The following is a 16,405-nucleotide window of genomic DNA, read 5'->3' as shown; positions in this document are numbered from 1 at the left end:
CGGCTCCACAAGTGAAGGAATGATCACATGCGCAGAACAGCAATTCCGATCGCGATGATCGCCTCGGCGGCCCTACTGGTGGGCTGCGGCAACGGCGACACGAACGGCGAGACCGAGGCAGACACCGACGGCGAGCAGGTCGACGTCGATGAGAGCCCCGACGAGGAAGAAACCGAGGACGAGGGGGCTCCGGCGGCCGAGGGTTCCCTGCTCATCTGGGTGGATGAGAACCGCCAGCCGGCCGTGGAGTCCGCTGCCGCCTCGTTCACCGATGAAACCGGGATCGAGGTGGAACTCGTGGTGAAGAACTTCGAGGACATCCGCGCCGACTTCCTGGCCCAGGTGCCCACCGGCGAGGGTCCCGACATCACCGTCGGCGCCCACGACTGGCTCGGGTCCTTCATCGTCAACGGCGTGGTGGACTCGGTCGACCTGGCCGGCAACGAGGGCCAGTTCGAGGACGTCGCGATCGAGGGCTTCAGTTATGACGGCCAGCTCTACGGCCTGCCCTACGCGCTGGAGGCCATCGCCCTGATCCGCAACACCGAACTGGCCCCGGACCCGGTCCCGGAGGACTTCGACGAGATGATCGAGGTGGGCCGCGAGATCGGCACCAACTACCCGTTCGTGATCAACACCGGCGGGACCGACGGCGACGCCTACAACTACTACGCCATGCAGACCTCCTTCGGGGCCCCGGTGTTCGAGCAGAACCCCGACGGCTCCTACAGCACCGATGTGGGTATGGGCGGTGACGGGGGCTACGCCTTCGCCGAGTGGCTCGGTGAGCGCGCCGACGAGGGAGTCTTCTCCACCGACTGGACCTACGACATCGCGGTGCAGGAGTTCGCCGACGGGAACGCCCCGTTCACCATCAACGGACCGTGGGCGATCGCCGACTTCACCGACGCCGGCGTGGACGTGGCCGTGGACCCGATCCCCTCGGCCGGCGGCGAGACCGCTGCACCGTTCGTGGGCGTACAGGGCTTCTACGTCTCGGCCCAGAGTGAGAACGCCCTGGTGGCCAACGACTTCCTGGTCAACTTCATCGCAACCCCGGAGGCGATGACGGCGCTGCATGAGGCCGACCCGCGTATCCCGGCCTTCACCGAGGTGGCCGAGCAGGTCGCCGAGGACGAGATCGTCGCCGGCTTCCTGGCCTCCTCCCAGAATGGTGCGCCGATGCCCTCCATCCCGGAGATGGCTGAGGTGTGGGACCACTGGAACGCCGCTCAGGCCTCGATCATCTCCGGGTCCGAGGACCCTGAGGTGGCCTGGGAGCGGATGCTGACCAACCTCGAGGACACCCTCGGCTGATCAGACCACCCGCCGGGCCGGCACCACCACCCGCACGCCGGCCCGGCGGGCCCCTGCCCGTAGCGCCCGTAATCGGAGACGCCGATGTCCCAGTTGTCCCAGCCTCCCACCGCGGGGGCGCCGCCCGGTGAGACCGTACCCGAGCCACCGGCACCGTCCTCGTCGACGCTGAGCACGTCCCACGCCAAGGAGTGGAACTCCCCGGTGGGTTACGTGGTGAAGTTGGCACTGATGGCGCTGGTGAACGCCTTCGGGGTCTACCTGCTCTGGTCCGCCTACGCCGAGGGGTCCTGGGGGATCTTCACCGGTTCGCTCATTCTGGTGGTGGCAGCGAACTGGGTCTACTTCTCCCGCCGCACCCTGCCGTTGAAGTACATCGCGCCCGGCCTGGTGTTCCTCATCGTGTTCCAGTTGTTCACGATGGTCTACACCGGGTACGTGGCCTTTACCAACTACGGCACCGGACACAACGCCACCAAGGCCCAGGCCGTGGACGCCTTGCTGATCCAGGATGAGCGGCGCGCCCCCGAGTCCCCCTCCTACCCCCTGACCGTGTTGGAGGCCGACGGCGAACTCGGCTTCGCCATCTACGACGACGGCGTGGCCCGGGTGGGCACGGCCGAGGAACCGCTCGCGGCCGAACCCGAGGCCACCGTCACCGATGAACGGGTGACGGCGGTCCCGGGTTGGGAGGTGGTGGAGCGCGCCCGGATCCTCAGTGAGCTGCAGAACGAGGTGGTGGCACTGCGGGTGCCGGTCTCGCAGGAGGCCACCGACGGGTCGATCCGCACCCGCGACGGCACCACCGGTGCGGTCTACACCTCGGTGCTGGACTGGGACCCCGACGCCGACACCATGACCAACACCGAGACCGGTGTGGTCTACACCCCCAACGACCGGGGCCAGTTCCAGGCCGAGGACGGCTCGGTGCTGCCGGTGGGCTGGCGAGTGGGGGTGGGCTTCGAGAACTTCACCACCGCCTTCACCGACAACAACTACGCCGGGCCGTTCGTGAAGATCCTGGCCTGGACCTTCTCCTTCGCGGTGCTCACCGTGTTGAGCAGCTTCCTGATGGGACTGGTGCTGGCGGCGATCTTCGACGACACCCGGATCCGCGGGCGCAGGGTGTGGCGGACGTTGTTCATCCTGCCCTACGCCTTCCCGGCGTTCCTGTCCGCGCTGCTGTGGCGGGGGATGCTGAACTCCAACCCCGACTACGGGATCATCAACCAGATCTTCTTCTTCGGAACCCGGGTGGAGTGGCTCACCGACCCGTGGCTGGCCAAACTGGCGATCCTGGGGGTGAACCTGTGGCTGAGTTTCCCGTACTGGTTGCTGGTGTGCACCGGGGCGCTGCAGTCACTGCCCAGCGACGTCACCGAGGCGGCCACGTTGGACGGGGCCGGGCGGTTGCGCACCTGGCGCTCGGTGCTGCTGCCGTTGCTGCTGATCTCCACCGCACCGCTGCTGATCGCCTCGTTCGCGTTCAGTTTCAACAACTTCACGCTGATCTACATGCTCACCGGTGGTGGCCCCCGGTTCACCGACACCACCGCCGTGCTGGGCCACACCGACATCCTGATCACGATGGTCTACCAGATCTCCGGAGTAGCCGGCGGGCGTGCCGACTTCGGTCTGGCCAGCGCGCTGTCGATCGTGATCTTCCTGATCGTGGGAGGCATCTCCGCCCTGGCCTTCCGGCAGACCCGCAAACTCGAGGAGATCATGTGATGTCCACTCCTTCGATTGCTCGCGAAAGACCGGTCGGCTCCGGCCGGGGTGGGAGTGCCGATCCAGCCCGCACCGGCCCCCGGCGCGCCCGCTGGTGGGCCGAGGTCGGTTGGAAGTACCCGCTCGCCGCGATCGTGGTGTTCTACGCCGCGTTCCCGCTGGTGTACGTCCTCTCCGCCGCGGTGGCCACCACCGGCACCCTGACCGGGTCCACCTCGTTGTTCACCACCTTCACGATGGAGAACTTCACGGCGTTGGGTGGAACCCGGTTCTGGGACTGGGCCGTCAACAGCCTGATCATCGGCGTCTCGGTGGCGCTCGGCTCGGTGCTGATGGGGGCCGCGGCGGCCTATGCCTTCTCCCGGTTCTCCTTCACCGGCCGGCGGTTCTCCCTGACCATGTTGCTGATCGCGCAGATGTTCCCGCAGATGCTGGCGTTCGTCGCGATCTTCCTGCTCCTGATCGGGTTGGGCCGGGTGGTACCGCAACTGGGCCTGAACTCGCTCGTGGCGCTGATCTGTGTGTACCTGGGCGGTGCCCTGGGCTCGAACACCTTCTTGATGTACGGGTTCTTCAACACCATCCCCAGGGACCTGGACGAGGCCGCCAAGATCGACGGCGCCACCCACTCCCAGACCTACTGGAGCATCATCCTGCGCCTGGCCACCCCGATCCTGGCGGTGGTGGCGTTGCTGAGCTTCATCGCCACGTTCGGGGAGTTCATCCTGGCCCGGATCATCCTGACCTCCGAGGGCAACTGGACCCTCGCGGTGGGGATGTACACCTGGGTCTCGGAGCAGCTCAATGCCAACTGGGGCCTGTTCGCCGCGGGTGCGGTGATCGCGGCCCTACCGGTGCTGCTGCTGTTCCTGTTCCTGCAGAAGTACATCGTCGGTGGGCTGACCGCCGGCTCCGTGAAGGGCTGATCGCTCACCCCGTGATCCGGCCTTCGCGGCATCCCTGGCCGCCGGTGCTGCGGCTCCCGCGGGCACCACTGGGCGCCACCGTGCCCACGAGCACCACGTTGGCCCCAGCCGCCTCTCGCCCAGGATGGGCCGGTGGAGCCCACCATTCACGTCGACCCCGTCCCCGGACTGCCCGAGGACTTCAGCAACGGCGTGGACATCTCGTTCACCTCGTGTGCGTCCGCTCTGGGGATCGACAACTCGCGCGGCATGGTGCCATCATGGCACCATGAAGCGGATGAACTTGCGAGATGTGCCTGAGGATGTGTACGCGGAGCTAGTTCGGGCGGCCGAGGCCAATCGGCAGTCACTGTCGGCGTTCGTCGTCGAGCGACTTACCGAGGTTGCGCGGGTGACGCGGCTCGACGACTATGTCGCGTCCTACCAGCCGCCTGAGGGTAGCGGTGTGACCATCGAGGACGCGGCCGCCGCGGTGCGGGAGGTGCGCGAGGCGTCATGACCCTTGCGGTTGTCGACGCCTCTGCCCTGGTCGCCTTCTATGCGGCCGACGATCCGCAACGACAGGCAGTTGCGGCTCGACTGGCGGCTGGTAACGCGCTGTTCGCACCGGCTCACCTAGACGCCGAGGTCGTGTCAGCACTGCGCGGCCTGAGCCGGCCGGATACCACGCTGCGGGCGTCTGTGCCGGCGGCGTTGCGGCATCTGGCGGGCTTCCCCATCCGGCGGATGCCGCTCGCGCCGCTGTTGCAGCGGATCTGGGAATTGCGCGAAAACCTCACCGCTAATTACGCCGCGTACGTTGCCCTGGCCGAGCGGCTGGGCGGCAATCTGATCACCTGTGACAGGGAGTTTGCCGGGGCCAGCGGACCTCGCTGCTCATTCGAGTTGATCACCTGACTGATCTTGAGTTGGCCTGTAGCAGTCACAGTTCCTCCCTCAACTCGAGCAGGGGTAGCAGGTCGGGCACGGCGCGCAGGTCGGTCTGGATGATCAAGGTGGTCAGCGCGGTCTCGGACCAGGTGCGTAACTGGCTGCGCACCTGGTCGGAGGTGCCGACCAGGCCCACGTCCTGGACCAGTTCCAGCGGGATCGCCGCTGCCGCCCCGGCCTTGTCTCCGCCGGCGTAGCGGCGCTGCACCTCATCGCACTCGGCCGCATAACCCATCCGGGCAATGGCCTGGCGGTGGAAGTTGGTACTCGCCGAACCCATACCGCCGATGTACAGCGCCAGGTGCGGGCGTACCCGGTCCGCGGCAGCCTCGGCGTCAGCGGCGATCGAGACCGGCACCGAGGCGCTCACCTCGAACTCCTCGGCCGGGCGCAGGTCACCGGTGCGCCGGGCGAACCCGGTGGCCAGCAATTCGGTGTACTCATCGTTCAGCCGCGGGGAGAAGAACGCGGGTAACCACCCGTCGGCGATCTCAGCGGCAAGGGCGGTGTTCTTCGGACCCTGGGCGGCCAGGTGGATCGGCAGGTCCGCGCGCAGCGGGTGCACGGTGGAGCGCAGCGCTTTGCCCTGCCCCGTTCCGCCGGGATGGGGCAGGTGATAATGGGCGCCGTCGAAGCTCACCGGTGCCTCCCGACGCACTACCTGCCGGATGATGTCCACATATTCCCGGGTGCGCTCCAGGGGGCGGGGGTAGGGCTGGCCGTACCAGCCCTCCACCACCTGCGGGCCGGAAGCGCCCACCCCGAGGATGAATCGCCCGCCACTGAGGTGGTCCAGCGTCAGCGCCGCCATCGCGGTGGCCGTGGGGGTGCGCGCGGACATCTGCGCGATCGCGGTCCCCAAGCGGACCCGGGAGGTGGCCGCTCCCCACCAGGCCAGCGGCGTGAACGCATCGGAACCGTAGGCCTCTGCGGTCCACACCGAGTCGAGTCCGGCGTCATCGGCCGCCCGCACCGCCTCGGCCGCCCCCTCCGGTGGGCCGGCCGACCAATATCCCAGATGCACTCCGAATCGCATCTACCCATCCTGCCGCACGCGGGCAGCCGACCTGTCGATCCGATCTGTCGATCCCGAACGTCCGGATCGACCGCATCATAGGCCGCGCGTGCGCTACCTCGAGGTGGCGATGGAGGCGGCCACGTCCGCGACGATCCAGGCCGGCGAGGCCCCGCCGGGGATGATGCCCTGATCGGTCGCGACCCGCAGCCGCAACTCATCCGGCGCCAGGCCGAGCAGGGCAGCGGGGCGCTGCGACCCGGAGCCCTCCTCGGCCACCGGCTCCAGGTCACCGTCCGCCCAGACGATCAGGTGCAGCGCCCCGGCCAATCCCTCCGCGGCCACCAGCTCCACCCGATCGACCGCGAAACCGGCTCGCTCGGCGCTGATCCGCGCGACCGCCTGGCCGTACCAGTCCTCCTCCGCTTCGACCTCACCATGGATCAGGGTGAGCGGTGCGCGGTCGGGCGATGCGTCGTCGTTGGCTGCGCCGGTTCCGACGCCTGTGCCGGCCAGCGCGCCCAGCGTCCCGTCGGGCAGCACCGGCACGATGGTGAGCCGCTCGACGGTGCCGGGCTCGGGGTGAGTAGAGATCTGGCGGTAGCGCATCAGGCTTCCACGTGTGGGAGGACCTCGTCGGCGATGAGCGCGATGTGCTCGAGGTCGGACAGATCCATGATCTGCAAGTAGAAGCGCTCGGCGCCGACGGCGGCGAACGCGCGGATGCGCTCGATCACCTCCGGGACGGTCCCGGCCAGGCCGTTCTCCCGCAACTCCGCCGGTTCGCGGCCGATCGCTCCGGCCCGGCGGGTGAACTCGGCCTCGTCACGGCCCACCACGGTGATCAGCGCGGTGGAGTAGACCAGGTCATCGGGGTCCCGGCCGGCGTCGGTGCAGGCGGCGCGGACCCGGCCGTACATCTCCGGCAGGTCGGCCAGTTGCGGGAAGCCCGCGTTGTACTCGGTGCCGAACCGGGCCGCCAGCGCCGGGGTGCGCCGGGGTCCGCCGCCACCGATGATCACCGGCATCGGGGACTGCACCGGTTTGGGCAGGGCAGGGGAGTCGGAGATCTGGTAGTGCTCGCCGTCGAAGTTGTACCGCTGACCAACCGGGGTCTGCCACAGCCCGGTGATCAGTTCGAGTTGCTCGGTGAGCAGACCGAAGCGTCTGGCCGGGAACGGGATCGCGTAGGCGCTGTGCTCGTCCGCGTACCACCCGGCGCCCAGGCCCAGTTCCACCCGGCCCCCGGACATCGCGTCCACTTGTGCCACCTGGATGGCCAGCACCCCGGGGTAGCGGAACGTGGCCGAGGAGACCAGGGTGCCCAGGCGGATCGAGGAGGTCTCCCTGGCCAGGCCGGCCAGCGTGGTCCAGGCGTCGGTGGGGCCCGGCAGTCCGTCACCCTTGCCCATGGCCATGTAGTGGTCGGAGCGGAAGAACCCGTTGAAGCCCAGACGCTCGGCGGTGCGGGCCATGTCGAGTTGGTCGGCGTAGGAGGCGCCTTGCTGGGGCTCGATGAAGATGCGAAAGTCCATGGTGTACCACCCTGCCATGCCTCGGGTGGGCGCGGGGAGGGGGGAGGCTGTCTCAGGACGAGGCGTCGTAGCCGGTGCTCGAGACATCCTCCTGAACCCCGGGCAGCATCCGCGCCGGCAACTCCGCGACGACGACCACCACGACGTCCTCGAGTTTCCAGTCCAGGTTGATGATCGCCTCCCGTGCCCGGGTCATCTCCGCAAGGGTGGGCGTGTGGCCCCGGGCCGGTACCACGAACGACTCCACGTGGAACACATGGCCCTGGTCGCGTACCCGGGACTGGGCGGCCTGGACCCAGGGCAGCGCGGACAGGGTCTCATCGATCTCCGGGAGCAACGGATGTGGGCCGCTGCCGTCATAGGTCTCCACTCGGGCGTCCATGAGGGCGGCGGTGGCGACCCGAACGTTACGCACCCCATCGCGCAGGATGTTGCCGGCGATGAACAGCGCCGATGCCGCGTCGGCCCACCACAGTCCCGCGCCGAGCCCGATGATCCCGGCGATGGCACCCAGGGTGGTCATCCAGTCGGCCTTGTTCATCTCGGCATCGGCGTACAGCACGCGATCGTGCAGGTGCCGGGCCAGGGGCATCTTCACCCGACCGAGCAGAGCCGGCGGCAGCGCGGTGTAGGCGAGCACGGCGATCATCAGCCACCCCGACCACACCACCTGCCCGCCTATCTCCACCAGGCCCACCGAGGCACGATGTCCGGAGAGCAACCCGGCGGCGGAATCGACGAGCAGGAAGGCCCCCAGACCGAATAGGGCGGTCGCGGCCACCAGGTGCCCCACGCCGACGGCCCGGTGGTACCCGTACGGGTGGCGCGGGCTGGGACGGTGCTTGGTGGCGCGGACGGCGAAGAGGAAGGCGATCGGCGGGATGAAGGAGAGCGTGTTCTCCACCACCGCGGCCTGCATCGCCTTGGAGTCCCCCATGGTTGCCAGCAGCAGGGCCACCGCCGTGGCGAAGAATCCGATCGTGATCCACGCCAGGCGGACCGCCCGGCGCAGTGCCGCCTGCACCTGCGGGGGCAACTCGGTGTGTCCGAAACGTGCCATCAGCGCGCCTCCAGCAGGAAGCGCTCGAGGGTGACCAGGAAGGCGTTCTCGCCCGCCGGCACGGCCATGACGCGGGGGATCTGCGCGCCGTCGTCGGCTGATTCGGTGTAGGGGCGGGTGAGGCCGGCCATCTCCTGCCAGGGCGAGTCCGCGGTGAGGCCCCCGATCACCAGGTGGAGATCACCGCGCTCCAGTTGCCCGATCAGCGCTTCCTCCGCGCCCGGCACCCATACGACCTCGGCATCGAGTGTGGCAGCGAACCCGGCCACGAGTTCTACCTCGGTGCCCACCGGGTCCCCGTCGGTTCCCTCGGGCAGGTCGGTCCACGGCGGGTTCGGGGAGACGCCGACCCGCAGGGTGCCCCCACTGACGCGCTCGAGTGTGCCATCAGGGTCGGCCGGCACGGCGCTGCAGGCACCTAGCACCAGGATCAGGAGCATTGCCGCGACCGCGATCCTTCTCATCGGGCCCAGTCAACTCCCTGCGGGCGGTTTCGCATCTCGAGGCCGCGATGGTGGCCCGGCCCGGGCATGACGACGTCCCGTGGTCCAACCCGAATGGGCCGGAAGGGCACTGGACGAGGGTGCCCCTTCCACGGGACGTCGCGGTGACTGCCGGGTATTCGCCAGCGCTATCGCGGGCGAACCCGCGTCGGGTCCGTTGCTACGGGCTGCTAGCGGGCAGCCACCTCACGAGTCCTGTAAGAAATCACTTCTCGGACCACCTCCTTTCCCGTGTGGGCTCCTACTGTAAGCACGACGGCGGGAGTTGGGGAACGTTTTATCGCCCGGCGAACACTGGGCTCGCCCGGGCCTTGCTGTACCTACCCCGGCCTATTCGGGTGCCGCAGCGCCCGTGGGGTATCCAGCCGATGCAACAGCAGGCTCAGGGCGTCGGCGAGAATCCGGCGCTCGGGTGGGTCGAGGACGCCGAGCAAGCACTACGTGCGTGGGACGGGCGGTTAGTCTCGGATGCATGACGCAACTGGTGGGCGCCCATGCCGGGCAGGACGATCCGATCGGGTACGCACGCGAGGTCGGGGCAGATCTGGTGCAGACCTTCCTCGGTGACCCGCAGAAGTGGTCGGCTCCGAGTGCGCCGCACCCCGACGGGGCCGAGGGGCTTCGCCGGGCCGCGCAGCAGGCCGGCATCGCCCTGGTGGTGCACGCCCCGTACGTGCTCAACGTGGCCAGCCTGAACAACCGGATCCGGATCCCCAGCCGCAAACTCCTGGCCAAGGTGATGGAACTGGCCGGGCAGATCGAGGCGATCGGGGTGGTGGTGCACGGCGGGCACGTGCGGGCCGAGGACGATCCGGAGGTCGGATTCGACAACTGGCGCAAGGCGATCGAACAGACGCCCAAGCCGGTGCCGATCCTGATCGAGAACACCGCAGGCGGCAACCACTCCATGGCACGGGGGGTGGAGCGGATCGCGCGGCTGTGGGAGTCGGTGAGCGCGGCCGAGGGGAGCGAGCAGGTGGGGTTCTGCCTGGACACTGCCCACGCGTTCGCCGGTGGTGAGGAACTCGACGGACTCACCGACCGGATCCGGGCCATCACCGGCCGCATCGACCTGGTGCACCTGAACAACTCGCTGGGCGCCTTCAACTCCGGGCAGGACCGCCACGCCGGCATTCACGCAACGGACGGGTTGATCGAGCCCGGTGCGCTTGGCTCCCTGGCCTCGGCCGCGAAGTCCCCGGTGGTGCTGGAGACCCCCGGCGCGGGCCATGCCGAGGAACTCACCTGGGTGCGTGAGCAGGTGCGGTGAGCACCCCCGACGGCGCCGCCTCCGCCCCCTAGCGCGCACCACCGGCTGGGGCGGCCCCGGGCGCCCTCCCTGGCAGGCGATCGCGGCGGTGCCGTGCCAGACTCAGGGCCGCAGACCGATGGAACCGAGGCCATGAGCACCACACCCAGATCGGCGGAGAGTTCGGCCAGGCGCGTCCGGACCAGCCCGACGATGAAGGTCGTGGCTCGCATTGGCTATGCCGCGACCGGGCTGCTCCACCTGGTGCTCGGCTGGATCGTGATCCGGATGGGCACGGCCGATTCGTCGGGGCAGGATGCCGACCAGAGCGGCGCACTCACCGAGATCGCCTCCCAACCCTTCGGGCGACTTGCCCTCGCGGTGGTGGCGGCCGGCCTCGCCGCGTTGGTGATCTGGCGAGTCCTGACCATCGTCCAGGGTGGGCCGGCACGCGAGCGGTTCAAGGCCGCGGGCAAAGCCGCCGTGCACCTGGTGCTCGCAGTGCTCGCCGCCCGGTACGCCCTCGGCCTGGGCGAAGGAGGCCAGGACGAGGAAGGTCTGACCCGGCAGGTGATGAGTTACCCAGCAGGCCGGATCGCGATCGCCGCCGTCGGCGCCGGCCTCCTCATCGCCGGCATCGTGCACGTCTACATCGGCTGGACCAAGCGTTTCCAGCAGAACCTGCGTGCGAGCAGGCGACCGGAGATATCCCGGGCGGTGAGGAGTCTGGGCCGCGCCGGTTACTGGGCCAAAGGGGCGGCGCTGGCGGTGCTCGGAGTGTTGTTCGGCATCGCAGCCTGGACCGCGGACCCGGAGGAGGCCGGCGGTTTGGATGAGGCGTTCGCTGCCATCGGGGCGCAGCCCTACGGGTCCGTACTGCTCATCATCACCGGCGTGGGGCTGGTCTGCTATGGGTTGTTCTGCTTCGCCCAGTCCCGGTACGTGCGGCTCTGATCAGTCGCCGATGGCCTCGTTCGCCGCCTGCTGGGCCTGGCGCAGGGCCTGGGGCACCGCGATGCGGCCGGCGAACATATCCTGGAACACCGGGCTGATCTCGTTCGATCCACCGCTTGCCCGGGGGCCGAGCGGTGCGGGCGTGGTCCCTTCCTCGGCGGCGTCGAGGAACACCTGCACGTCGACATCCTGACCGGCCCAGTACTGCACGTAGGCCTCCTGGGCCTCCACCACCCCGGGGATGCCCGCTCCGCTCTCGCCCAATGGCCGCTGACCCTGTGCCGTACCGAGCCAGCGAAGCACCTCGATCGTCGCCTCGGAGTCGGCGGCGTGGGCGTTACCCACCGCGGCGACCCCGTGCACCACACTGATGCGCCCGCGCGGTCCCTCGACCTTCGGCGCCAGGTCCCAGTCGAAACCGGCATCGACCAGGTGCGCCAGTGCGGCGGGCCCGGCCTGGAACAGCGCCAGTTCCTCCCGCAGGAACAACTCGCGGGAGAAGGTGGGGTCGGTGTTGGTGTCCTCGGCCGCGGGGGCCACCTGATGGGTCTGGATCAGGTCCACCACGTATCCGAACGCGGCCTCCCCCGGCGGGGTGGCGAAGGTGTACCTGCCGGCCCCGTCCTGGAACCGGCCCCCGTTCTCCGCCAGGAAACTCAGCCAGATCGCCTGCGCGTCGTGCTGGGCATTGAATCCGAACCGGACGACGTCCTCCGCGTCGAAGCCCGGCTCATCGGCGGTGTTCCCCTCGGCGTCGACGGTGAGCGCCCGGGCCGCCCCCACCAACGTGTCCTCGGCTCCGGTGGGGTCCCAGCGCAGGCTCGTCGGATCGACGCCGGCCTCCTCGACCAGGTCGGTGTTGTAGTACAGCGCGGTCGACTCCCACAGTTGCGGCACACCCCACTGGATGCCATCCCGGTGGTAGAGGTCGGCCACCGGCTCCGTCCAGGCGTCGTGGTCGCCACCGATCGCCTCGTCCAGATTGATCATCTGGCCGTTGTCGGCGTGCGCTCCGAAGTTGGCGGTGTTGGTCCAGAACACATCGGCCATGGTGCCGGCCTCGAGGTCCTCCGGTAGCCGGTCCCAGTAGTCCTCCCAGGCCACCACCTGCACGTCCACGGTGATCTCCGGGTGCTGTTCGGTGAAGGCCTCGAAGGACTCCTCGTAGGCGGCCGCGACGGTGTCGTCCCAGATGCGGAAGGTCACGGTCGCCTCGGCGCCCTCGGAGTTCGGCGCGTCCTCCGGGCTGCCCGAGCAGGCCGCCAGGGCCAGGGCCGTCCCGCCGAGCAGCGCGGGCAGGGCGAGCATTGTGCGACGACGGTGCGAGGTTGTCCCCATGCAGGCTCACAACCATCCACGGCGCTGGGCGGTGCGGGCGGCTTCCACCCGGGTGGTGGTGCCGGTCTTGCCGATCGCTGAGGACAGGTAGTTGCGCACCGTCCCGGTGGACAGGTACACGTGCGCGGCGATGGTGGCGATCGGGGCTCCCTCCAGGGCCTCGCGCAGCACGTCCTTCTCCCGGTCCGTCAGCGGGTTCGGGCCGCCGGAGAGGGACTCGGCGGCCAGCGTCGGGTCCACCACCCGTAGACCGGCATGGACCCGACGGACCGCCTCGGCCAACTCGGTGGCCGGGGTGTCCTTGACGACGAATCCGCTGGCACCGTTGTCCATCGCGCGGCGCAGGTAACCGGGCCGGTCGAAGGTGGTCACGATCAGCGAGCGCACCCCCGGGGTCTGCTGGTGCAACTGTCCGGCTACCGCGATGCCGTCCATGCCCGGCATCTCGATGTCCAACAGGCACACCTGCGCGCGGTGCCGGCGTACGGCGTCGAGCACCTCATCGCCCCGGCCCACCTCGGCCACCACCTGCAGGTCCTCCTCCAGGTTCAGCAGGGCGGCCAGGGCCCCGCGTACCAGCGCCTGATCGTCGGCCAGGAGCAGCCGGATGGGTTCATCACCCATGGGTGGTCGCTCGCGGTTCGAGTTGGTCGGTGGCGGTGCCGGCGGACCGGTTCCCACCGGATCCTGCCTGCTCGCCTGCCGTGCGGGCGCTCTCGGGTGCCTCGGCGTCCGGGTCCAGGGTGGCCGTCACCTCGGTGCCACGACCTCCGGCGCCGGTGGTGATGGACAGCGTGCCGCATCCGATGCGCTCGGCGACCCCGCGCAACCCGTGGCCGGTCGCGCCCTCGGGAACCCCGACGCCGTCGTCGGTCACCCGGATCCAGGAACCGCCGAGCAACACCTGGCACCGGGTGGCGGCCGAGTGACGCACCACGTTGGTGACCAGTTCTCGCAGTACCCAGGCCAGCACGATCCGGTGCCGCGGGTCCACGGCGCTGGTGCCGGTGGGCAGTTCCGCGCTGATACCGGCCCCGGACAGGGCCGCAGCGGCGCGTTCCAGCTCATCGTCCAGCCGGGCCACGCGCAACCCGGCCACGGTGGCGCGCACCTCGGCCAGGGCCTCGCGGGTCAGGGCCTGGATCTGGGCGAGTTCGTGCTGGGCCTGCTCGGGGTTGACCTCGATCAGTCGTTCGGCCAGTTCGGCCTTGACCGTGATGACGGTCAGGGAGTGACCGAGCACGTCATGCACGTCCCGGGCCACCCGGTCGCGTTCGGCCGCGAGTTGGCGTTCGTCCTCCAGCGCCCGGTGGGCGGTCTGACGTTCCTCCAGCACCCGGACCAGGCCGTTGCCCACACCCACCCCGAGGATGATCGCCACGAAGAACCACATCGAATCGAACTCGCCGATCATGGCCGGCCAGATGATGGCCGTTGCCAGCGCGAGGACCATCACGACGCCGGCCCAGCGCAGCGGCAGGGTGAACGCGCTCAGGGCGACCAGGAACACCACCAGGCTGAGCACCCAGGGCCCGAGCACGGGCACGACTGCCAGGATCAGCAGCGTCAGCACGCTCAGGTGCGTCACGCCCACCCTGGTGGCCTGGGCGGCTGTTTCGGTAGAGCCGAGGCGTACGAAGCCGGCGACGTAGACGGCGGCGTAGAGCAGCACCCCACCGATCGCGAACACCCGCACCAAGAGTGAGTGGTCGCTCTGATAGACGGCCATGATGGGGAAGGCCAGGAAGAGCAGCCAGATAGTGGCCATCACCCACCCGAACCGGTCCCACGGGTTCGTCCCGATGTCGGCGTCGTCGGCTCCGGGCACCGACGAACCATCGCCGGTGCGCTCGGCGATGTCGCTGGTGGGGGGCTCGGTGTGCCCCTCGCCCTGGTCGGAAGTCATGGTTGAAGTCGATCCTGCCATGGATGCCTCGTCGCCGGCAGGAGCCGGCTCGACGCCGACCGCCTCCCGTTCGGTCTCCCACGCCGGGTTCATCACGACCCACTCACTGCCGGGCGCGGCCGCGGCGCACCAGGGCGATCGCGATCAGGCCCAGGACGAGGGTCCACGCCACCACGTTGGTCAGCGGCACCCACAGCGGTTCGTGGACCGGGTCGCCGTTCATCGTGGCCAGCCACCCCTCGGTGAGCGGGTAGCGGGCCAGGGCGGCGTACCCGTACAGCGGGGTGAACTTGGCGATGCCCAGCAACGCCCCGGACAGGGGGATGAACATGTTGCCCAGGAACGCCAGCACTACCGTGGATCCACTGGCCACCGCGATGGCGGACTCGGATTTGATCGCCAGGCCCCACACCAGACCCCACAGGGCGAACAGGGCGGCGCCGGGGATCACGATCATGGCGCTGAGCACCCACGCCCGGGCCGAACCCTCGGCGCCGGTCAGGGCGCCGAGGCTGTAGATCAGGGCGATCGGCAACGCCGCGATCACCACCGCCACGAGTGCCTTGGTGCCCACGTAGGTGGAGTCGCGCAGTGGCGTCAGGCCGAGTTGGCGGCCCCACCCCTGCATCCGTTCCACCGCGGTCTGCCCACCGAGCGAGGTGGTCGCCACTACCGCCCCGTAAGCGGCCATGGCGATCATGATCGACATCGCCACGTTGCCGTTTCCCGCCGGTTCACCGCTGAACTCCATCGCGGCACTGAAGATCAGGTAGAAGAACGCGGGCAGCACCACGATGAAGAAGATGCCCATGAACTCGCGGAACTGACGCTTCAGGTCCAGTCCCAGGATGGTGACGTTCATCGATGCTCCTGATGGTTGGTCTCGCTCGTCTCCACCGGCGCGGCACCGGTCAGCGCCACGAAGGCGCTCTCCAGATTCGCGCTGGCGATCTCCAGGCCACTGGCGCCCAGTTCGTTGAGCAGGGTCAGCGCGGCGGCGTCGGTATCGGTGGCGCGCATGTAGGCCCGCTGCCCGTTGCGGCGGACATCGGTGATGACGTCCAGCGCGACGATGTCGTCGAGCAGGTCCTGGGCGCCGTGTTCGGGTAGGTCCACCGACAGGGTGCGCCCGGAGTTGCGTTCCCGGATCTCACTGGTGGGGCCGTCGGCAACGATCTTCCCGCCGGAGATCATCACGATCCGCTCGGCGAAGTTCTCCGCTTCCTCCAGGTAGTGGGTGGCGAAGACCACCGAACGACCAGCGCGGGCTTCGGTACGCATGGTGTCCCAGAACTCCCGCCGGGCCGTCACGTCCATTCCCGCGGTTGGCTCGTCCAGGATCAGCAGTTCCGGGTCGGGCAGCAGCGCGAGGGCGAACCGCAACCGTTGCTGCTCCCCGCCGGAGCACTTCGAAACCTTCCGGTTGGCCAACTCGTTCAGCCCGGCCCGGTCGAGCACCTCCGGCACCGGGCGTGGTGCGGTGAAGGTGGAGGCAACGTAGCGCACCGTCTCGGCCACCGTCAGGTCCCGGAGCAGGCCACCGGTCTGCAGTAGCGCGGACACCTTGCCGGCCAGGACCGCCGCACGGGGCGCCAGCCCCATCACCGCGACGCTGCCGGCGTCGGGTGGGACCAGGCCCAGCACGATGTCCAGCGTGGTGGTCTTGCCGGCCCCGTTCGGTCCGAGGAATGCCACGATCTCGCCGTGGCCGATGGTCAGGTCCACCCCGTCGACGGCGTGGATGCGCCCGTCCTTGCCGGGGAAGCTCTTGCGCAGGCCCCGGACGGCGATGGCCGGTGGTCTCGGTGCGATGACGGCACCGTGACCGGCGGGGCTGCCGTGATCGGCGACGACCGCCTTCTGGGTAGTTGAGGGGTGCATGGTGACAAGAGTGCTCGGCGTGGACCCTCACCGGTCAGCCCCTGCTGTCACCTGCTCCCG

General features: G+C 69.2%; 17 protein-coding genes. 7 read left to right on the top strand and 10 right to left on the bottom strand.

The window, feature by feature from the left end; translation table 11 throughout:
* Positions 1–27: 27 nt before the first annotated feature.
* The 5 genes from ACO0LU_RS17000 to ACO0LU_RS16980 all read left to right on the top strand — a co-directional run bounded on the left by ACO0LU_RS17000 (position 28) and on the right by ACO0LU_RS16980 (position 4,871).
* On the top strand, positions 28–1,317 hold the full coding sequence (locus tag ACO0LU_RS17000; protein WP_424792533.1) for a sugar ABC transporter substrate-binding protein: 1,290 nt from the start codon (positions 28–30) through the stop codon (positions 1,315–1,317).
* 84 nt (positions 1,318–1,401) lie between these two features.
* A complete protein-coding gene (locus ACO0LU_RS16995) occupies positions 1,402–3,048 on the top strand; it encodes an ABC transporter permease subunit (protein ID WP_424792532.1) in 1,647 nt (548 codons plus the stop codon).
* Positions 3,048–3,974: a sugar ABC transporter permease gene (locus tag ACO0LU_RS16990; RefSeq protein ID WP_424792531.1), complete on the top strand. Its 927-nt coding sequence runs from the start codon at positions 3,048–3,050 to the stop codon at positions 3,972–3,974. The genes ACO0LU_RS16995 and ACO0LU_RS16990 overlap by 1 nt, the downstream gene beginning before the upstream one ends.
* Before the next feature lie 268 nt (positions 3,975–4,242).
* Entirely contained in the window at positions 4,243–4,473 is a 231-nt protein-coding gene (locus tag ACO0LU_RS16985; RefSeq protein ID WP_424792530.1) for a hypothetical protein, read from the top strand.
* On the top strand, positions 4,470–4,871 hold the full coding sequence (locus ACO0LU_RS16980; RefSeq protein WP_424792529.1) for a type II toxin-antitoxin system VapC family toxin: 402 nt from the start codon (positions 4,470–4,472) through the stop codon (positions 4,869–4,871). Before ACO0LU_RS16985 ends, ACO0LU_RS16980 begins: the two co-directional genes overlap by 4 nt.
* A gap of 25 nt (positions 4,872–4,896) precedes the next feature.
* On the opposite strand, the gene ACO0LU_RS16975 is transcribed toward ACO0LU_RS16980, so the two are convergent.
* The 5 genes from ACO0LU_RS16975 to ACO0LU_RS16955 form a co-directional block, all read right to left on the bottom strand.
* Positions 4,897–5,940 carry an LLM class F420-dependent oxidoreductase gene (locus ACO0LU_RS16975; RefSeq protein WP_424792528.1) on the bottom strand — a complete coding sequence of 348 codons (1,044 nt, stop codon included), beginning with the start codon at positions 5,938–5,940 and terminating at the stop codon, positions 4,897–4,899.
* A 93-nt stretch (positions 5,941–6,033) separates the two neighbouring features.
* On the bottom strand, positions 6,034–6,528 hold the full coding sequence (locus tag ACO0LU_RS16970; protein WP_424792527.1) for a hypothetical protein: 495 nt from the start codon (positions 6,526–6,528) through the stop codon (positions 6,034–6,036).
* A complete protein-coding gene (locus ACO0LU_RS16965) occupies positions 6,528–7,454 on the bottom strand; it encodes a TIGR03560 family F420-dependent LLM class oxidoreductase (protein WP_424792526.1) in 927 nt (308 codons plus the stop codon). The genes ACO0LU_RS16970 and ACO0LU_RS16965 overlap by 1 nt, the downstream gene beginning before the upstream one ends.
* A 52-nt stretch (positions 7,455–7,506) precedes the next feature.
* Entirely contained in the window at positions 7,507–8,514 is a 1,008-nt protein-coding gene (locus ACO0LU_RS16960) for a cation diffusion facilitator family transporter (RefSeq protein ID WP_424792525.1), read from the bottom strand.
* Positions 8,514–8,978: a transporter substrate-binding domain-containing protein gene (locus ACO0LU_RS16955; RefSeq protein ID WP_424792524.1), complete on the bottom strand. Its 465-nt coding sequence runs from the start codon at positions 8,976–8,978 to the stop codon at positions 8,514–8,516. The genes ACO0LU_RS16960 and ACO0LU_RS16955 overlap by 1 nt, the downstream gene beginning before the upstream one ends.
* Before the next feature lie 511 nt (positions 8,979–9,489).
* Between ACO0LU_RS16955 and ACO0LU_RS16950 the strand changes: the two genes are divergently transcribed.
* Together ACO0LU_RS16950 and ACO0LU_RS16945 are read left to right on the top strand one after the other, a co-directional pair.
* Positions 9,490–10,287: a deoxyribonuclease IV gene (locus ACO0LU_RS16950; protein WP_424792523.1), complete on the top strand. Its 798-nt coding sequence runs from the start codon at positions 9,490–9,492 to the stop codon at positions 10,285–10,287.
* A gap of 132 nt (positions 10,288–10,419) precedes the next feature.
* Positions 10,420–11,220: a DUF1206 domain-containing protein gene (locus ACO0LU_RS16945; RefSeq protein ID WP_424792522.1), complete on the top strand. Its 801-nt coding sequence runs from the start codon at positions 10,420–10,422 to the stop codon at positions 11,218–11,220.
* Here ACO0LU_RS16945 and ACO0LU_RS16940 read toward each other — a convergent pair whose 3' ends face one another.
* The 5 genes from ACO0LU_RS16940 to ACO0LU_RS16920 all read right to left on the bottom strand — a co-directional run bounded on the left by ACO0LU_RS16940 (position 11,221) and on the right by ACO0LU_RS16920 (position 16,345).
* The gene (locus tag ACO0LU_RS16940) at positions 11,221–12,558 is read right to left on the bottom strand and encodes an ABC transporter substrate-binding protein (protein WP_424792521.1); all 1,338 of its coding nucleotides are present in this window, start codon (positions 12,556–12,558) and stop codon (positions 11,221–11,223) included.
* 6 nt (positions 12,559–12,564) lie between these two features.
* Positions 12,565–13,182, bottom strand: a complete 618-nt coding sequence (locus tag ACO0LU_RS16935) for a response regulator (RefSeq protein WP_424792520.1) — start codon at positions 13,180–13,182, stop codon at positions 12,565–12,567.
* Complete coding sequence (locus tag ACO0LU_RS16930; RefSeq protein WP_424792519.1) at positions 13,175–14,464, bottom strand: sensor histidine kinase; 1,290 nt, start codon at positions 14,462–14,464, stop codon at positions 13,175–13,177. The genes ACO0LU_RS16935 and ACO0LU_RS16930 overlap by 8 nt, the downstream gene beginning before the upstream one ends.
* 103 nt (positions 14,465–14,567) lie before the next feature.
* Positions 14,568–15,326 (bottom strand): ABC transporter permease, encoded by a 759-nt coding sequence (locus ACO0LU_RS16925; RefSeq protein ID WP_424792518.1) that lies wholly within the window; start codon positions 15,324–15,326, stop codon positions 14,568–14,570.
* Positions 15,323–16,345 carry an ABC transporter ATP-binding protein gene (locus ACO0LU_RS16920; protein ID WP_424792517.1) on the bottom strand — a complete coding sequence of 341 codons (1,023 nt, stop codon included), beginning with the start codon at positions 16,343–16,345 and terminating at the stop codon, positions 15,323–15,325. Before ACO0LU_RS16920 ends, ACO0LU_RS16925 begins: the two co-directional genes overlap by 4 nt.
* Between the last annotated feature and the right edge of the window lie 60 nt (positions 16,346–16,405).

Source organism: Pseudactinotalea sp. Z1748 (assembly GCF_049725185.1).
Taxonomy (GTDB): domain Bacteria; phylum Actinomycetota; class Actinomycetes; order Actinomycetales; family Beutenbergiaceae; genus CALKWS01.
The sequence above is the reverse complement of the archived record's forward strand: the minus strand, read 5'-3'. Positions and strand labels throughout refer to the sequence as shown.